Origin of the sequence: Streptococcus suis (genome assembly GCA_002831545.1) — a bacterium.
Classification (GTDB): Bacteria; Bacillota; Bacilli; order Lactobacillales; family Streptococcaceae; genus Streptococcus; species Streptococcus suis_P.
Map to the genome: position 1 here is coordinate 2,273,697 of CP025095.1, position 15,899 is coordinate 2,289,595.

Sequence of the window (15,899 nt, forward strand, 5' to 3'; positions counted from 1 at the left end):
CTCCCAATAGGGAGAACTTTGTTCTCCTCCCGTAAGTAGGTAGTCCACCATAGTGGCTACCCTAGTTTGACTTGCTTCTTTAGAGCTTAGTCAAACTTCTTACGTTACAATCGTGTTCGGTCTAAAAACTCGGAAAAAAGATGAACTTCCTTGTGTGCAAGCACACTGTGTCAGTTCCCTATTTTTCAGTCGTTTTTTAGACGACCTCACAACTTAGTCTACAAACACATCTTCGTAAGCTACTGAGATGTCTGGATCTGGGCTTTCTTGTGCGAATTTCACAGATGCTTCTACTTGTTCTGCCACTTGTGCTTCAATAGCATCCAATTCTTCGTCTGTCGCAATCTTGTTCTCTGTCAAGTATTTGCGGTATTTCTTAAGTGGGTCTTTTGCTTTCCACTCATTGACTTCTTCTTTAGTACGGTAAACACCTGCATCGGCAGTTGAGTGACCAAACCAGCGGTATGATTCAACTTCGACCATGGCTGGACCGTTACCTGCACGAACATATTCGATAACTTCTTGCATTTTTTCATAAACGGCAATAACGTCGTTACCATCCTCAACATAATGACCTGGAATACCGTATGCTGCTGCACGTTGGTAGAGGTGAGGAATCTTAGTAGAATAAGAAATGTCAGTTGAAATACCGTAACGGTTGTTTGTAATGAAGAAGATAACTGGCAAGTTCCAAACAGCTGCCAAGTTCATTGATTCGTGGAATGAACCTTCGTTAGTAGCCGAATCACCTGAGAAGGCAATAACAATGTTATCTGTACCGAGGTATTGTTGCGTAAGGGCCGCACCCACCGCAAGGGCATAACCACCACCTACGATACCGTTTGAACCAAAGTTTCCTTTTTCAACGTTGGCCAAGTGCATAGAACCACCACGGCCTTTTGATGTACCAGTTGCCTTACCAGCAAGCTCAGCCATCATACCGTTGATGTCAATCCCTTTTGCAATAACGTGACCGTGACCACGGTGGTGTGAGAAGATGATGTCCTCATCTGTCAATCCAGCAATAGGTCCAACAGCCGCAGCTTCTTCACCGACTGAGAAGTGAGTCATACCTTGTACGAAACCGCGACGCACTAATTTGTTTAATTTCATATCAACATCACGGATTTGTTGCATTTTTAGGAACATATCCAAATGTTGTTCTTTTGAGATAGATACCATAATTTCCTCCAAAGGTTTTTCTCTTTCTGTACTATGATAGACCAATATTTCACAAATGGCAAATAATTGAACCGTTTTCTTTTTACAGAAATTTTCGTGAAAACCTTGATTTAGTGCGTTTTTTCACAATTTAGTCATAAACTACAAATTGCCCTTGAAATATTTTTCACAAACTTCATCTACTATTGAAAGCCAGTTCCCTTTTTGTTAATATATAGTTGGAGGTACTTATGGAATTTGATTTATTTCTTATGATTTGTAACTACATAGGCACTATTGCATTTGCTGTTTCGGGGGCCGTAAAAGGATTTAAGAAAAAGTTAGATATTTTTGGAATTAGCTTGCTCGGTATCATTACCGCCGTTGGTGGGGGAATTATTCGAGATACGATGGCCAATCGCATTCCTGCCGCCTTGACTGATCCTACAGCCATCTATTTATCTCTCGGAGTAGCGATTAGCATGTACTTGATTGTTATCAATCTAAAGCAGGACAAACCACTTGATAAGAAGATGATTCATTTCCTTTCCCAGACAAACCTTATCTTTGATGCAATCGGTCTAGCCATCTTCGCCCTCATTGGAGCCAGTACTGGCATCTCTCTCCAGCTAAACGCTCTAACCAGTGGTATTCTGGCAGCTTTAACAGGTGTCGGAGGAGGCATAGCGCGCGATATGCTTGTTAATGAAACGCCTATCGTTCTTAAAGAAGATGTCTATGCTGTTCTTGCACTCTTCTCTGGAATCCTTTATCATCTTTGCGTTGTAAATTGGAAATTACCACAAATTCCAACTTTCATCACTATTTTTACCATTTCTTTAATCATTCGACTATTGGTAATTAAATACAAAATCAATCTTCCCAACATGGAAAGCAAACGAAAGGTCTGAGTTCGTCAACTCAGACCTTTTTGTATTATTATTATTATTATTATTGATTACCAGCCACCGTGGCCACCAGCACCTGGTCCTGTCGCAATGATTTGAGTAATCTGCTCACCGTTAACGGTTACCGTACCTCCTGTCAATTCAGCAGTTCCGTCGAAGTCAAAAGCAGATTGAGCTGTTACAGCAATAGTACCCCCAGAAATGTAGATATCACCGTTGGCATCAAAAGCATCTGTATCCCCACTACCAACCGCAACTTTCAAGTCACCACCAGTTACCTTGATATAGATATCAGATGAAGTTGTACTTGACGCGTTAATAGCATCATCTGAGCCATAGACATCAATTGTACCACCGTTGATAGTGATATTAGTTCCTTCCAAGGCTTCTACTGATTCTGATACTGTAATGGTACCTCCGTCAATTGTCAAAGCCGTCTCCGCTTTAATACCATCATCACCTGCTTTTACAGTAATTTCACCACCTGTGATAGTTGTATAACCTTTGGTAGTATCTGTATCATTTGTAGACTTGATACCATCACCACCTGCTGTGACATTGATTGTACCACCATTGATTGTCAATGAATCCTTGCCACGGATACCATCATCCACTGCAGTGACGGTAATGTTTCCTGAATTCACGACAAGGTCATCTGTCGATACGATGCCATCTTGGAAGTTGCCTTCAACGGTCAGGCTACCATTTCCTGTAATGGTCAAATCAGCTTCAACATGGATAGCCCCTTCAATATTGGTGTCTGTATGATTGCTGGTATCTTTCACTGTATTCGTCGTACCATCTTTGATTTCCAATTCAACATTGTCAGCATTAATAACATTGATTGCTGCAGTATCTGAACTTGAAATCTCAGCACCTGCTAGAATGATGCGAACATTGGCATCTGTTTCAACCGTTACACCAGCAGTTGTTGAACCTGTCAAAATGTAGGTACCACCCTCTGTAATTTTCAAGCCATCGTTTGAAAGTGTTACTTCTGTAGTAGGAAGGGCTGACCAGTCAATCGAAGATGATGATGAACTTGAGTCAGATGATGTGCTATTGCTGGAAGTAGTTGATGCACTTGATTGACTTGTAGCTGCAGAACTTGATGTTGTCATTGAACTAGAAGTTGATGAACATGCCACCAAGATACCGATACTCATCAACGTGACACCCGAATAAAGTAGTTTTTTAAAATTTGTTTTCATAAATAGATTCCTTTTCTTTCTTAGGAGGTTTTTGGATACCTTCCTGATATGCTCTTAGTTTACCTTCCCTACCTAAAAGAAAGATTAAAGATTACCAAAAGAAAACTTAAAGTCTGATTTTTACCAGTATGCTTGTACTACCTAGGCTCCTTCCACTACCGTCCATTCAACATTCGTTCCATGATTACCCTTCCCCTCAAGGAATACCCTATTAAAATTGGGTCCCCTGATGTAGACTGCCTGAATTTGAACTTACGTCCTTTCCTCTCTATTTGAAAATGAAAAGAATAAAAAGGAAAACAAAGTTATGATGCCAAATAGTAAATAATTACTCCTTATACCAAAGTTATCTGCGAAAATACCAGCTAGAAAGTCCGATACCATAAAACTAATGGAAATAAATAAATTATAGACCGACCATGATACTGCTCTATTTTTTTCTATCGAACTATTAAACATAGAATAAAAATGATTATTATAACTTGAATTGAGAACACGCATCAATAAAAATAATACAATTTCTATGAATACATTCGTTTGAAAAAACATAAAAATAGCTAGCACTGGTAGTAATAAACTGATTTCAAACTTCATTTTTAGGTAACTCCCCAAAGCCATAGCTATATTAAACATGAATAGTACTATGCCCAACATATCTAGTGAAAGTCCCTGTTCATTTAGAAAAATGCCTGCATAGGAATTGCTGATCATAATTAGAGTTGAGAATGCTACTCCTAACAGTAGTAAATACCATGGAATCGTTTTAACATCATCAAAGCTAAAAAATCTTGAATCATTAGGTAATTCATTTTTTATTTCAGGTAATTGTATCACATTTAAGAGGCTGAAAATGACAAATACAATCGAAATAATAATCGGATAAATATAATTCCTATTCAGTAGATAGGGAGATATAATTGTAATAATCGCTATAAAAATGTATTTTACCGTATTGAGGTATTTCAAAAAAGATTGATATACTAGCTCGTTGCCAATTAATTCAAAATTATAAGCATTAAGAACGCCTGAAGATAAGGATTCTGACAAGCCAAAAAATATCGCTGAAATATATATTATTTTTGATTGTCCTAACAGTAAGCAAGATAGGGCTAAAGTTAATAACAAATTTGATAAAATCAAAATTTTCTTATAGCCAAACTTACTTGAAAGAAAACTTAAAGGAATATCAAAAACTGAGCCGCATAACTCAGTAATCACTGATAAAGTAGCTATTTCTGTGAAAGAGAAGCCCAGATGCTTTAAGAGCAATACACCTATAAAATAGTAGGGCAATCCGGACAAAAATATATTCATCATGTATAAGTTCAAAAATCTTTTACTCATAATTGGCAAACTGAGTCTCTAAAATATTCTGGACTCTTCTCCTTGATCAAGTTAATATAGCAGCCACCCTCGCAAATTTTTAACAATCCACAAGATAAACACTTAGAATTCTTCGTTCTAAAAGAACGAATCCCTCCATACAACGGATCATCATACCAAACATCTAACAAATCTTTTTCAAAGGCATTCTGCTTAGTTTGATTAACTCCTAAAAAAGCAATGCAGGGCAAGATATCCCCATTAGACATTATTTCCATCTTAGTATATTTTGCACGACATCCATAATACATTTCGTCAAACTCTGAAAATTCAATTGAATTATTTATCAACTCTGGATAAGCGGTGAAAAGATGACATCCCTCAGTAGCAAAATTTAAATTTGCTTCACGTTGAGTTATATAATCTGTAACATACTCATTCAACCTTCTCAAATCAGCCAAATCGTATTTTTTCTTTATTTTCGTATATCCTGTTACCTCAGAATAATTAGCTACTGAAAACCTATCTATTTTATTCTCTATACAAAAATCAACCAATTCTATAATTTGCTCATAGCTTTGCTTTGTATACACTGCATTAATTCTACATTTTTTTCCAACCTCATTAAAGTACTTCGCTAATTTTATTTGTCTATCAGGTCTCACCCCCATTAATTCAAAATTTAATTTAGAATCTAAAGTCTGCAAAGATAAAACCGGTGTAATATATTTAGATTTAGCTAGAATTTCTACTGTACTTTTCTTTATTAATTGGGCATTAGTTGTTATAGTAGTCTTTATCTTTAGTTCCTCACAAGCTATCAACAAATTATCAATATCAAAATATCTAGTCGGTTCCCCTCCTAAAATTGAAACACTTAACACTCCATTATCTTTTGCTTGGCGCAAAATTCTTTCCCAATCTTTAGCAGGTTTGGCATTTCTATCTTCACGATTTGCTAAAAAACAAAAACCACATTTTAAATCACAGTACATACTGGGGTATATTACTAGTTCAAGCGGAAAACTCAGTATGTTATGTTTTTTTAATTTTGCTACATGCTTTCTCGCATTTTGAAGAGTCTCGTAAGGATTGTTCGATGAATCCTCAATATTATTATCAGAATAGATATTTAATGATAATGCTCTCTCTAGTTTCCCCATCTCAATTTCTTTTTTAAAAAAAGAAGTTGCAATTTCAATACCATGATTTTGAACTAAATATAGAAAGAAAGCCTCAGTCTCATCTAACTCTATTCTTTCAAAATTTGTTTTGTTTATTAAAATTCCACCAAACTTTTCTAATCTAAATAAAATATCTTCTGAAATTGTCCTCATCTTGAACACCTCTTTAAAAAAGCAGAGGAAAATAACCTCTGCTTAACCTATGTATAAATTACTTTATACATGCCAACCGTCGCCTTTTGCCATAGCACTAGACTCAAGGACTTTTTCAAGTTCTTTTGACATAATTGCTACTCCTTTCGAACGTGATACTGTAAGTATATTCTTTTAAATCAATTACAATAAAATGTTCCCATATATGCCAATTAACTATTTTCTGTTAAAATTTTTTTCAAATGTTCTTCATAAATCTGTGCCACATGATCACTACCTGCTAATTTCATCGCTCCAATACACTTCCTCATTTCCACAATCGCAAATTTACTTCCAGTTTTGCGATAGCGATAAAGATTTTGAGCATAGAGAAAAACAAGTCTCTCATAAATTTCTGTTTCGATAAAAAAGCACTGTTTCAATTGCTTCTCAAAATACAAAGCATCTATAAGATTTTGCCGTTCGATACAGGTGATATAGGCATTAAGTAACATCGTAGAAATAAGACGACGATTATTAGGGATTTCTTTAAAAAAGTCTGACCGTCTAGACATTTCCCTCGCTAATACTATGAAAACATCATATTTCAAGACATCTAAAGTATTCATGAAAATCAAAAGTTCATAATAGCCCCAGTATTCCACACTAAATAAATAGTCAGTTAATTCATCTAAGTCTTTATCATTGTAATAATTTTCCCCTGACAAATCTTGCAGGCGAATCTTTAATAAAATGATATTGATGTGATAAAATTTCTCCCGTTTATCCTCCGATTCTATCTGAGAATAAAGAAGTTTTTTCATGCCTTCGACATCACGAGTAGATACATAATAACGTACTTTTGACAGGAGCTCATTTAGTTCATCTCTATGAAAATCATGAACCGCATACATAAATTCATCGATCGGCATGTTAATTTCATCCAATATGAGTAAGAACTTTGAAATCGTTAAGTCAGTCTCTCCTTTCTCAAATCGAGAGAGCTGAGACGTTGAGATACCAACCTTTGCGACATCTTTTAATTTTAATCCTCTCGATTCTCGAAACTTTTTAAAAATTTCTCCAAAATTTTTCATCTCTCCTCCTCCATCACGCATATATGGGAATAATTTTTGTTTGATCCTATAATAGCATACAATAAAGAAAAATAAAAGTGAGGATTATCACATGAAAAAATACCATTTATTAACTCTTCTTTTTGTTATTTTAGAAGGAATTATCGTCATCGGTGTAGGATAAAATCGAGTAAGAGCTACTCACCACCCCCTCTCACACCACCGTACATACCGTTCGGTAAACGGCGGTTCAACTAATTTTTAACGCATGTCGTTCTAGATAATAATCTAAGTAAGAAGCCAGTCCATGTTTAGCGAGGACTGGTTTTGATATGGCACATTTCAATACCGACTTCTGAGCCACTAATGGATAACGGTCACCCTATCCAGATACTTTATTCGCTATATACGCCTTATACTAAATTAGAATCAAATTTCACAAACCGTTCCGGCATAGCTACCAACAACTATTCATTACATTTTGCAAAGTACTGAAACTAGAAAATTTTTAGGTAGTTTATCATTAAATTTACATATCTGATATAAAAATTTCCAATTATACTCATTTTGATTTTATACTCAGTTAAAATCAAAAATAGCGGAAGTCCAGTCTCTATCTACAATTGATTTGAGTTGATAAGCGGTTAAGGTTTGAATAACCTCTTGAAGTTTATCGATTACCTCATTTAAGGTCCTAAATACTTTATTCTTGAAACCAAGTTTACGAATCTCAGTCCAGACTTGCTCAATAGGATTCATTTCAGGTGTGTAGGGTGGAATGAAGGTAAATTCAATATTCTTAGGGATATTTAAGGTCTGAGATTTATGCCAGATGGCATTATCCATGACTAAAACAATATAATCTTCTGGATAAGCTGCCGATAGTTGGCGTAGAAATGCATTCATCCAATCACTATTACATCCGCCTGCTATGATGAAAAACGAGTCGCCTGTATGGGCATCCACAGCTCCATAACAATAGCGGTACTCACGAATATGATGACTTGCTACGTGAGGACGATAACCTTTAGGAGACCAACACGAGCCAAGTTTACTGATACGCCCAAAACCCGCCTCATCTTGATACATAAGGCGGATTTTTTGATATTCTTTTCCATCAATAAAGCGCTTACTCGTTCTCTCCTCGAATAAAGATTTTATTTTTAGACGCTAAAATGGTTTCGGCGTCTGCTTTTTTCGGATATTGGGGACGTGGGCTAACTTTTGTTGCTTACTGCGTAAGCTTTATTTCCCCTCTCAAAGAATCTTTTGATTCTTTGACCCATCCATGACGTTTCAATAGTTGGTAAAAAACGTCTTTAGTCGTTGCGTAACCAAGTTTATCTTGATAGGCTTTAAAGAGGGTGTTAACAGTAACGAATTCTCCATTCAAAGAGGAAGAGAGATGCTCTTTAAGGAAAACTTCTTCCTCCTCATGCGTCATATACGAACGGCGGCGACCACCACGATTTTCCTTTAAGAGGGCTTCTAAGCCACCACTTAGATAGCGATTCAATAAGTTTCGGACTGTCTGATGGACAAAACCTACTGATTTAGCTACGGATGTTAAATTATGGCATTCAGAATAAAGAATGAGTGCCTGGATTTTTCTATGATGCGGAGCATTATTTTTATCTTTAAGTGCTTGCTTTAATTCTTCAACTTGTGTCTGGGTAAATTCTTTTGTCATAATACTATCATATCGCTATTTTTGATTTTTGTTAAGTATTAGGTCTCGACCTCACGATAGTCAGACTTGGGAGTCGCTATTGGGTTCATGGGCTGTGGGTGCCCACAGAGGACTTGCTCCTCCGATTTACGACATACCGATGTACTCAAAGTGCTTAGGAACTACAAAAGGCCGGGAAACCCAGCCTAGGAATAATCATTGATAAAATCTATAGCTTAACCCAATGCAAGCTTTTCAACTCAAGCAAGGGGGATGTTTCAGGATTAGTATCCGATTCAGAAATCCGTTTCAATCCTGGAATCATTGCATTGTACTGATAAATCCGGTATACTCCACCCCCTTCAAATAAATAGGTTCCATCCTGTAAGGGACGAAGAATGGCATCCGGGCCAATTTCAAAACCAATATTTCGGAAATTATCTACTAAACGAAAATTCTCCCCAGATAGCTGCGTGTAAAGATCAATGAGGATATAGTCACCAGATTTATTCAAGGCTATGAGCAATTCCTCTGTCCCATTTTGATCAATATCGTATAGGCTATAAAATGCTCCGCTGTATTCTTGGCCTTGACTCGTCAGTAAACTTAGATAACTACTAACCTCGTCCTGATTAATCGCTTCAGAAACCTGACCTAAATTGGCTTGGTAACGATCGATAACGGACTGGTACACAGTCGGTATCGCCTGAGTATTTGTAGAAGATGCTTCGGTTTGTGAGTCTGAACTAGATGTAGTCTCTGAGGAAGACTCTGAGGTAGATTGTTGGTCCGAACTAGTTGTAACTTGGCTCGATGAACTAGTATTGGAAGTTTCATCCTCCTTGGTCTGAATGGATTGACATGCTGCTAATAACACAACCGTGGATACCAACATTATACGACTAATAAACTTTTTCATAACTTCCTCCTGTGCTCTATCTTTGGTCTTAGTATAACATCTTTCCGAGGGCTTGTAAACGCCACCATATTTGGACAAAGCATCCGAGCCAGAAAAAGCCGAATGTTTCCATCCGACTTTTGTTGTTAATCTTTCTGATCAAGAGCACGCAACATTTGGTCAATTTTATTGCCGTACTCAATTGATTGGTCTTTTTCAAAGACTAAATCCGGAATTTTATAAAGGGTTAACTTACGACCAAGTTCTCTCTTAATGGTTCCCGTCGCTTTTTCAAGACCCGTTTGTACTTTTTGATTATCGGATGCCAAATTACTCATGATTGTGTAGTAAACCTTGGCCATTGACAAATCGCCGACCATCTGAACATCTGTAATGGTCACTCCCTGCACACGTGGATCACGAACTTTCTTTTGCAAAATCTCATTGACTTCGCGCTTGATTTCCATCCCGACACGGTCTGTACGAAAATGATTCGCCATATTCTCTCCTTTCTTAGATGATAGAAAAGCTGAGTTTCCCCAGCTTGAATAATCCAAGTAGATTAAAAACTATTGCTTTAAAACCTACTAAAATCTATTAAATTATCACTTCCTCGACAAAATCACTTGTCTATGACTTTGACAATGAGAAAATATTATTTTTTGATTTCTTCCATGATGTAAGCTTCAATGGTATCATCAACTTTCAAGTCGTTGTAGTTCTCAATCATCAAACCACCCTCTTGGGCATTACCAACTTCTTTCACGTCATCTTTATAGCGTTTCAAACTAGCTAGTTTACCATCAAATACTACAACACCATCACGGATAACTCGAACACTTGAATCACGGGTAACCTTACCACGTACGACCATAAATCCACCGATCGTTCCAACTTTGGATACCTTGAAGGTTTCACGAATGATTGCCTCACCAATGATTTTTTCTTCATATTCTGGATCAAGCATACCTTTCATGGCATCTTCCATCTCTTCGATAACCTTGTAAATGATGCTGTGAAGACGTACTTCAACATCATCTGCTTCAGCTTGGCTACGCGCTTCAGCTGTTGGACGAACGTTGAAACCAATCACAAGAGCATTTGAAGCTTCCGCAAGAGTAATATCTGATTCATTGATAGCACCAACTGCAGAGTGGACGATATTGACACGTACTCCCTCGACTTCAATCTTTTGAAGCGATGATGCAAGAGCTTCAACTGAACCTTGTACGTCGGCCTTGATAATTACATTAACTGACTTAACCTCACCTGCTTTAAGGGTATCAAAGAGGTTTTCAAGACTAACTCGTTGCGTTGCTTGACGCTGTTTAAGAAGAGCACGTTTAGCACGTTCTTCACCTGCTGCACGCGCAGATTTTTCATCTTCATAAACCGCGAAATGGTCGCCAGCCATTGGTGTTTCGTTCAAACCAGTAATCGAAACCGGTGTAGATGGTCCAGCCACCTTGACACGACGACCTAAGTCATTGGTCATAGCCCGAACACGTCCGAAGGTATTACCGACAACGATTGGGTCTTGAACATTAAGTGTCCCTTGTTGAACGAGGAGGGTTGCGACAGCGCCTTTACCTTTGTCCAAATGCGCTTCGATAACTGTACCAATCGCACGAACAGTTGGGTCTGCCTTCAGTTCTTGGATTTCAGCGACCAAAAGAACAGTTTCCAACAATTCATCAATGTTTTGGTTAAACTTAGCTGAGATTTCTACAAATTCAGATTCTCCACCCCAAGCGGTTGAGATAACACCGTGCTCAGCCAATTCACCGATGACACGCTCTGGGTTTGCACCTGGCTTGTCAATCTTGTTGATAGCTACAATGATTGGCACATTAGCTGCTTTTGAGTGGTTGATAGCCTCAATCGTTTGTGGCATGACACCATCATCTGCTGCAACGACTAGGATGGTCAAGTCGGTAACAGATGCACCACGTGCACGCATAGAAGTAAAGGCCGCGTGTCCTGGAGTATCCAAGAAGGTAATTTTCTTACCAGCTTCCTCAATTTGGTAGGCACCGATATGCTGTGTGATACCACCAGCTTCCCCAGTAGCAACACGAGAATTACGTAGGGTATCCAACAAGGTTGTTTTACCATGGTCAACGTGTCCCATGATAGTCACAACAGGTGGGCGTTCTGTCATCTCTTCTTCATTGAGGTAGCCCTCTTCTACGAAGAAACGCTCAATATCTGCGTTATCGACCTCTACCTTTTCTTTCGCTTCAATACCATAATCAACCATGAGGAGTTCGATAGTATCTCCATCCAAAGATTGGTTTTGAGTCGCCATAACTCCCATAAGGAAGAGTTTTTTCACAATTTCAGCAGGTTCACGTTTGATCCGTTTTGCAATTTCTGCGACGGTCATGCCAGCAGTGTATTCAAATTCAGTTGGCAATTCGTGGAACTTGCGTTCTGTGACAGGTTTGGCAGGTTGGTTAGCCTTGCCTTTTTTATTTTTCTTGTTGTTATTCCAGTTACTTGTTCTTTGATTTCTCACTTGATTTTGACTATTTCGATTTCTTTGTTGTTTCCGTGGACCATCTTCTTCGTCACTATTAAAGTCACGTTTTTTATCTGGTCGAGCTTGTTTCTTACGACGGGTATCTACAGTAGTTTCTGCAACTTGCTCTGGTACCGATGCAACAGGTGCAGGCTTCACAAATGGTTTGCTTTCCACAACCGGTTCTTCAAACTTAATTTCTTTTGGCTTCTTAGGTTGCTTTTTAGCTTCCTGAGCCTGACGAAAACGTTCTTCACTGGTACGAGCATACTCCGCATTTTGTTCTGCTTTCAAAGCAGCAGCACGCGCTTTGAAGTCAATTTTAGGTCCTGCTGGTTTTGCAACCGCTCTTTGTTCAAAGCGAGCTGACTGACCTGAACGGTTGTCCTGACGACGGTTGTCACGATTATCGCGACGATCACCAAATCGGTTGTCTTTCCGCTCTTCTGAACGCTGGTCACGACGATTGTCGCGTCGATCATTTCGCTCATTGTTTGAACGTCCCTGACCTTGTTGACGGTTGTCACGACGGTCCTGACCAGATTTAGCTTGACCACCTTTTCCTTGACCCTGAGCTCGCTTAGCAGCCTGCTCTTTGGCCCGTGCTTCACGCTCTGCCTTAAAGTTTCGACTCTGTGGACGATGTGGAACTGATTGTACTGCGCTTGCCGCAACTTCTTCTTTTACTACTGGCTGTGTTTCCTTAGCTTTTTCTACCTTAGCTGTTTCCACTTTTGGAGTTTCATCAACCTTCTCAGGCTTGCTAACTTTTGCCGCAACTTTAGTTGCCTCTGATTTTTGTCCCCCAAAGCTTTCTGCAAGGCGTTTAGCACTTGCTTCATCTACGCTTGAAGCATGACTTTTGACTTCAAAACCCAATTCTTGAGCTTTAGCAACAACTTCCTTACTGCTTACGCCTAATTCACGGGCTATTTCATTCAATCTCTTCTTAGACAATGCCTTGTCCTCCTGTTCTATTCCATAATAGACCTCATCTTCTTTGTAAATCCAGCGTCTGTCACTGCAAGAACTTTTCTAGCCTTGCCGACAGCTGCACTCAATTCCAGTGTTGAAAACACTGTTACAACTTCTACTTGATAGGTATGACTTTTATCTGTTACTTTTTTACTTAAATTTCCAGCAGCATCTTCGGCTAAAAACACCAACTTTGCCTGCCCTTTTTGAATAGCTTCAACAACCAGGTCCTCACCCGAAACCAGGCGACCAGCTCGCTGGGCCAAACCTAATAAATTTAAGATTTTCTGTCTCTTATTCGAGTCCAAGTTCTCTCCTCTTGATCTTATGATCAACATAGGCAATTAATTCATCGTAAAATTCTTCGGCCACTTCCATACTAAAGGAACGATCGAAGACACGACGTTTCTTAGCTTGGCTTGCCTCATCATTGTCAAGCTTGATGTAAGCTCCACGACCATTTGCCTTGCCTGTTGGATCGATAAATACTTGACCTTCTTTATTTTTTACAATACGGAGCAAATCCCGTTTGTCGATGATTTCACCGGACACCACAGACTTGCGCAAGGGTATTTTTCTAGCTTTTGCCATGGTTGCTCCTTTTGTTCTATTCTTGTTTTTCTGTAAATTCTTCCGCGACTTCTTCTACAAGCTCTTCTGCCGCATATTGAGCAGCCTCAATTGCTTCATACTCCGATGCTGACTTGATGTCGATACGGAATCCTGTCAAATGCGCTGCCAAACGAACGTTTTGACCACGACGACCAATTGCCAATGACAACTTATCATCTGGTACAACGACTGTAGCATGTTTCCCATCTTCCGTGTCAAACAATACTTGGTCAACTTCAGCAGGTGCAAGGGCATTGTAGATAAATTCCGCTTCATCTGCGACCCACTCGATGACATCAATATTTTCCTCAGTAGGAATCATACGGTCATTCTTAGCATCATAACGAGCTGGGTGGAACTTACTAGTGATTTTCTTAATATTTGAACCACCACGACCAACGATAGTACCAATAGCATCTACGTTTGGATTATGGCTACGAACAGCCACTTTCGTACGATCTCCAGCTTCACGGGCAACACTCATGATTTCAACTGTTCCATCGTATACTTCTGGAATTTCCTGTTCCATGAGACGTTTGATCATTTCTGGATGGCTACGGCTGACAAATACGTTAACACCACGACCATTGTCTTCTACCTTGTAGACATAGACTTCAATACGATCATGAGATTGGAAAACCTCACCAGGAATTTGGTCTTGTTTTGACAATTGTGCTTCAATCGTACCAAGGTTGACATAGATAAAGCGATTATCAAAACGCTCTACCGTACCTGACATAATCTCATTTTCATGTTGCTTGTAGGTATTGAAGGTAATGGCACGCTTTTGTTTGCGCATTTTTTCCATGATGGTCTGCTTAGCTGATTGGGCTGCTACACGTCCAAATTCCGCTGGGTCTTCTTGGAATTTAATTTTGTCACCCATTTCATAAGCTGATGAAATAGCCAAGGCATCTTTTAGACTAATTTCTAGTCGGCTATCAAATACTTCATCTACTACTTCACGAACAGTAAATACATGGAAATCGCCTTTTTTCTCGTCAAATTCGATCACTGCTGATTCTGATTGACCATAACGGCGTTTATAAGCTGAACGAAGCGACTCTGTAACTGCATCAATGATATCCGCTTTGTTAATACCCATGTCTTCCTCTAAAATACGGAAGGCTTCTAGCATTTCTTTACTCATGTTGTTTTCCTTTTGCGCTCAAAAGGTCCTTTCTTAAAGTCTAATATCTTTATAAAATACTCATGAAAGAGCATTATAACTTAACAGCCAAACGGGCCTTAGCCACCGTCTGGTAAGGAATAGTCACTTCCTTCTTACGAGTTTTATCCATATACTCCATAATCAGGTCTGTTCCATCAAAGGAGAGCAACGTTCCTTCAAAAACCTTGATTTTATCAATTGCCTGATAGAGTTTGACATGGATGTACTTTCCGACTGCCTTCTCAACAGCATCTGCCGTTTTTAAAGGACGTTCCAAACCTGGACTTGTTACCTCCAGCATGTATTGGTCTGGAAATGGGTCTGGCTTGATAGTGTCCAAAATCGGACTGATCTTTTCGGATAAATCTGCCGTATCTTGAAGGGAAATTCCACCCTCCTTATCGACAAAAATCGATAGGACATAGTCACCGCCCATTTTACCATATTCCACATCTACCAACTCGTAAGGAGTTTGAATAGCGGGGGTAATTGCTGCTGTGACCAATTCAATAATTGATGACATAAACACCTCCTATTTTTATAGTCGCTAGAAATACATTACTCAAATAGTTCGCACTATCCAGGACTCTCTATTTCCTTTGACAGTAAACTCCCTTGTACTATCATTCTATATACAGAAATCCGTGTACAGGGAAAGGGTTGACTGACGCCAACCCCTTTTCTCATTATTCACTTACACTATTCTATCATATCTATCCCTATTTGTAAAGGAAAACGATAAGACCAAACATTGTAAACGTTATCCATTTTTAATTTCATCTTCTATAACTTGAAATTGGGGAATCTTTCAGTTATACTATCCTTGGAGGTGCATCATGAAAAAAGAAAGTATATTATTCACACTTTGTCTAGTGTTTCTCACCATTACCCTCGCTGTCTTTCTCTTTGTTGATAGCCATTTAACATATGGTTTAGAGTTTCTGAAACCAGTAGCCTATTTACTCGTAGGCTCAGCCATTACCGCCTGCATCATTTATCTGATTCATTTTACCAAAGAAAAATAAGGAGTCCAAATGGATTCCTTATTTGCTTTTCTA

15 protein-coding genes and 2 pseudogenes are annotated in these 15,899 nt (G+C 38.7%); 2 read left to right on the forward strand and 15 right to left on the reverse strand.

Annotated features, from left to right (window positions below; all coding sequences use genetic code 11):
• Nucleotides 1–213: 213 nt before the first annotated feature.
• Nucleotides 214–1,182 carry a pyruvate dehydrogenase gene (locus tag CWM22_11200; GenBank protein AUC92422.1) on the reverse strand — a complete coding sequence of 323 codons (969 nt, stop codon included), beginning with the start codon at nt 1,180–1,182 and terminating at the stop codon, nt 214–216.
• Nucleotides 1,183–1,412: 230 nt separating this feature from the next.
• Between CWM22_11200 and CWM22_11205 the strand changes: the two genes are divergently transcribed.
• Nucleotides 1,413–2,072 carry a hypothetical protein gene (locus CWM22_11205; GenBank protein AUC92423.1) on the forward strand — a complete coding sequence of 220 codons (660 nt, stop codon included), beginning with the start codon at nt 1,413–1,415 and terminating at the stop codon, nt 2,070–2,072.
• A gap of 47 nt (nt 2,073–2,119) precedes the next feature.
• Here CWM22_11205 and CWM22_11210 read toward each other — a convergent pair whose 3' ends face one another.
• The 14 genes and pseudogenes from CWM22_11210 to CWM22_11275 all read right to left on the reverse strand — a co-directional run bounded on the left by CWM22_11210 (nt 2,120) and on the right by CWM22_11275 (nt 15,364).
• Nucleotides 2,120–3,280: a carbohydrate-binding domain-containing protein gene (locus CWM22_11210; GenBank protein ID AUC92424.1), complete on the reverse strand. Its 1,161-nt coding sequence runs from the start codon at nt 3,278–3,280 to the stop codon at nt 2,120–2,122.
• A gap of 252 nt (nt 3,281–3,532) precedes the next feature.
• On the reverse strand, nt 3,533–4,624 hold the full coding sequence (locus CWM22_11215) for an MFS transporter (GenBank protein ID AUC92425.1): 1,092 nt from the start codon (nt 4,622–4,624) through the stop codon (nt 3,533–3,535).
• Nucleotides 4,621–5,940, reverse strand: coding sequence for a KxxxW cyclic peptide radical SAM maturase (kwcM, locus tag CWM22_11220; GenBank protein ID AUC92426.1), 1,320 nt, complete (start codon nt 5,938–5,940; stop codon nt 4,621–4,623). The genes CWM22_11215 and kwcM overlap by 4 nt, the downstream gene beginning before the upstream one ends.
• 63 nt (nt 5,941–6,003) lie before the next feature.
• Nucleotides 6,004–6,072, reverse strand: coding sequence for a KxxxW-cyclized peptide pheromone (locus tag CWM22_11225; GenBank protein ID AUC92895.1), 69 nt, complete (start codon nt 6,070–6,072; stop codon nt 6,004–6,006).
• Between the two features lie 80 nt (nt 6,073–6,152).
• Nucleotides 6,153–7,016 (reverse strand): MutR family transcriptional regulator, encoded by an 864-nt coding sequence (locus tag CWM22_11230; GenBank protein ID AUC92427.1) that lies wholly within the window; start codon nt 7,014–7,016, stop codon nt 6,153–6,155.
• A gap of 229 nt (nt 7,017–7,245) precedes the next feature.
• Nucleotides 7,246–7,401 (reverse strand): annotated as a pseudogene (locus tag CWM22_11235) (maturase).
• 173 nt (nt 7,402–7,574) lie between these two features.
• Nucleotides 7,575–8,685, reverse strand: a pseudogene (locus tag CWM22_11240) (IS630 family transposase).
• Nucleotides 8,686–8,893: 208 nt separating this feature from the next.
• The gene (locus tag CWM22_11245; protein ID AUC92428.1) at nt 8,894–9,583 is read right to left on the reverse strand and encodes a colicin lysis protein; all 690 of its coding nucleotides are present in this window, start codon (nt 9,581–9,583) and stop codon (nt 8,894–8,896) included.
• A 125-nt stretch (nt 9,584–9,708) separates the two neighbouring features.
• Entirely contained in the window at nt 9,709–10,062 is a 354-nt protein-coding gene (locus tag CWM22_11250; GenBank protein AUC92429.1) for a 30S ribosome-binding factor RbfA, read from the reverse strand.
• A 155-nt stretch (nt 10,063–10,217) separates the two neighbouring features.
• The gene (locus tag CWM22_11255) at nt 10,218–13,040 is read right to left on the reverse strand and encodes a translation initiation factor IF-2 (GenBank protein ID AUC92430.1); all 2,823 of its coding nucleotides are present in this window, start codon (nt 13,038–13,040) and stop codon (nt 10,218–10,220) included.
• Between the two features lie 17 nt (nt 13,041–13,057).
• Nucleotides 13,058–13,396 carry a hypothetical protein gene (locus CWM22_11260; GenBank protein AUC92431.1) on the reverse strand — a complete coding sequence of 113 codons (339 nt, stop codon included), beginning with the start codon at nt 13,394–13,396 and terminating at the stop codon, nt 13,058–13,060.
• Nucleotides 13,353–13,649, reverse strand: coding sequence for a DUF448 domain-containing protein (locus CWM22_11265; protein AUC92432.1), 297 nt, complete (start codon nt 13,647–13,649; stop codon nt 13,353–13,355). Before CWM22_11265 ends, CWM22_11260 begins: the two co-directional genes overlap by 44 nt.
• 16 nt (nt 13,650–13,665) lie before the next feature.
• Complete coding sequence (locus CWM22_11270; protein AUC92433.1) at nt 13,666–14,820, reverse strand: transcription termination/antitermination protein NusA; 1,155 nt, start codon at nt 14,818–14,820, stop codon at nt 13,666–13,668.
• Between the two features lie 73 nt (nt 14,821–14,893).
• Nucleotides 14,894–15,364 carry a ribosome maturation factor RimP gene (locus CWM22_11275; protein ID AUC92434.1) on the reverse strand — a complete coding sequence of 157 codons (471 nt, stop codon included), beginning with the start codon at nt 15,362–15,364 and terminating at the stop codon, nt 14,894–14,896.
• Nucleotides 15,365–15,677: 313 nt separating this feature from the next.
• Between CWM22_11275 and CWM22_11280 the strand changes: the two genes are divergently transcribed.
• Complete coding sequence (locus CWM22_11280; GenBank protein AUC92435.1) at nt 15,678–15,866, forward strand: hypothetical protein; 189 nt, start codon at nt 15,678–15,680, stop codon at nt 15,864–15,866.
• Nucleotides 15,867–15,899 lie beyond the last annotated feature (33 nt).

Bases quoted from the DNA above. Each gene is read 5' to 3' on its own strand.
- CWM22_11200 (AUC92422.1), bottom strand. From the start codon at position 1,182: ATGGTATCTATCTCAAAAGAACAACATTTGGATATGTTCCTAAAAATG.
- CWM22_11205 (AUC92423.1), top strand. From the start codon at position 1,413: ATGGAATTTGATTTATTTCTTATGATTTGTAACTACATAGGCACTATT.
- CWM22_11210 (AUC92424.1), bottom strand. From the start codon at position 3,280: ATGAAAACAAATTTTAAAAAACTACTTTATTCGGGTGTCACGTTGATG.
- CWM22_11215 (AUC92425.1), bottom strand. From the start codon at position 4,624: ATGAGTAAAAGATTTTTGAACTTATACATGATGAATATATTTTTGTCC.
- kwcM (AUC92426.1), bottom strand. From the start codon at position 5,940: ATGAGGACAATTTCAGAAGATATTTTATTTAGATTAGAAAAGTTTGGT.
- CWM22_11230 (AUC92427.1), bottom strand. From the start codon at position 7,016: ATGAAAAATTTTGGAGAAATTTTTAAAAAGTTTCGAGAATCGAGAGGA.
- CWM22_11245 (AUC92428.1), bottom strand. From the start codon at position 9,583: ATGAAAAAGTTTATTAGTCGTATAATGTTGGTATCCACGGTTGTGTTA.
- CWM22_11250 (AUC92429.1), bottom strand. From the start codon at position 10,062: ATGGCGAATCATTTTCGTACAGACCGTGTCGGGATGGAAATCAAGCGC.
- CWM22_11260 (AUC92431.1), bottom strand. From the start codon at position 13,396: ATGTTGATCATAAGATCAAGAGGAGAGAACTTGGACTCGAATAAGAGA.
- CWM22_11265 (AUC92432.1), bottom strand. From the start codon at position 13,649: ATGGCAAAAGCTAGAAAAATACCCTTGCGCAAGTCTGTGGTGTCCGGT.
- CWM22_11270 (AUC92433.1), bottom strand. From the start codon at position 14,820: ATGAGTAAAGAAATGCTAGAAGCCTTCCGTATTTTAGAGGAAGACATG.
- CWM22_11275 (AUC92434.1), bottom strand. From the start codon at position 15,364: ATGTCATCAATTATTGAATTGGTCACAGCAGCAATTACCCCCGCTATT.
- CWM22_11280 (AUC92435.1), top strand. From the start codon at position 15,678: ATGAAAAAAGAAAGTATATTATTCACACTTTGTCTAGTGTTTCTCACC.